Genomic DNA, 1,090 nt, shown 5'->3' with positions numbered 1-1,090 from the left:
CTTTCTGTTGTTTCATCACATCTTTTAAGGTCTGGTACGACATACCAAACACATATTTTGAAAAATCTTCTAACTGTCTTTCTTCATAGTCGGCAGGGTTCAGCCGTTTCATTTCCTGCCACACCTTACGCTTGTAAGAGGGCAGGTCGGAAATGTATTCACAGCTGACGTTTGCCTGCATATCCTTAAAAATATCGCTCATTTCATCACTCCAATCTGAAATTTTGGTAAGAAAAAAGCAGTCAATCCTAAGATTAACTGCTTTAAAAGTTATTAAACTGTATTGCATAGAAAATTATTTTTTTGACGTTCCCCAGTCAACCAGCATAAACAAAGCGATACCCATACCTGCAATCAAAAAGAAAATACTTATACTTTTCTTTTTTACTAATCCAACAATACCTATGATTATTAGAAGGATAGAAACTATTAACGACATATAGAAACAGAATTTCGCCCATTTTCCACCTTTATTACTAAAATATTCTTGTCTTTTGTCGCTAACTCTACATTCTAAGAAATATTCTACTAATCCACTACTTAAATATTTTACAATATCTTTAATAAGTTCCACAATATCACTTCCCATATAAAATTATAATATCTGCTATTTGTGGGGTATTATAGCACTTCTATGTATGCTTTACAACAATTTATGCACCGATAATCTTATTGAACAGCTCTAACAGTACATCTTTCACACCGCCAGCATTGAATACCAAGCCGACAGCAATCAAGGCAACTACCAAGAAGCCGATAAGTTTGGAAAACTCACGCTTGAAACCTAAGTAGATACCGATAACCACAATCGCCATAAGCACTAAGCTCTGTGCGTTTGATAAAAACCATTGATATAAATTTTGTCCGAAATTCATTTAATTGTCCTCGCTTTCTTCTAATTGTTTCATTTTATAGTCAGCTTCTTTGCCAACATTCAAAATACACATCAAGACTACGCCAATACCCATTCCCATAGATACCAGCAGGAAATCTTTCAATAATACCCACATTTTTCATCACTCCTAACTTTCTACTAAATCTTTTGCAGGGGTCGTCTGCTGTTTGATTATCATTTCATGCTTTTCTGTGA

At 34.6% G+C, this 1,090-nt stretch carries 4 protein-coding genes; all 4 read right to left on the bottom strand.

Annotated elements, in window-relative coordinates:
- Positions 1-202: conjugal transfer protein (locus LJD34_RS15950; RefSeq protein WP_227360360.1), on the bottom strand; the 202-nt coding region annotated here is incomplete at its 3' end.
- A 93-nt stretch (positions 203-295) separates the two neighbouring features.
- Positions 296-574 (bottom strand): hypothetical protein, encoded by a 279-nt coding sequence (locus LJD34_RS15945; RefSeq protein ID WP_225305307.1) that lies wholly within the window; start codon positions 572-574, stop codon positions 296-298.
- Positions 575-653: 79 nt separating this feature from the next.
- Positions 654-875 carry a hypothetical protein gene (locus LJD34_RS15940; protein ID WP_002323342.1) on the bottom strand — a complete coding sequence of 74 codons (222 nt, stop codon included), beginning with the start codon at positions 873-875 and terminating at the stop codon, positions 654-656.
- Positions 876-1,010 carry a DUF3789 domain-containing protein gene (locus tag LJD34_RS15935; RefSeq protein ID WP_003865509.1) on the bottom strand — a complete coding sequence of 45 codons (135 nt, stop codon included), beginning with the start codon at positions 1,008-1,010 and terminating at the stop codon, positions 876-878. It abuts the gene before it with no gap.
- Positions 1,011-1,090 lie beyond the last annotated feature (80 nt).

This window comes from Faecalibacillus sp. MSK20_93 (assembly GCF_020589945.1).
GTDB lineage: Bacteria > Bacillota_I > Bacilli_A > Erysipelotrichales > Coprobacillaceae > Faecalibacillus > Faecalibacillus intestinalis.
The sequence above is the reverse complement of the archived record's forward strand: the minus strand, read 5'-3'. Positions and strand labels throughout refer to the sequence as shown.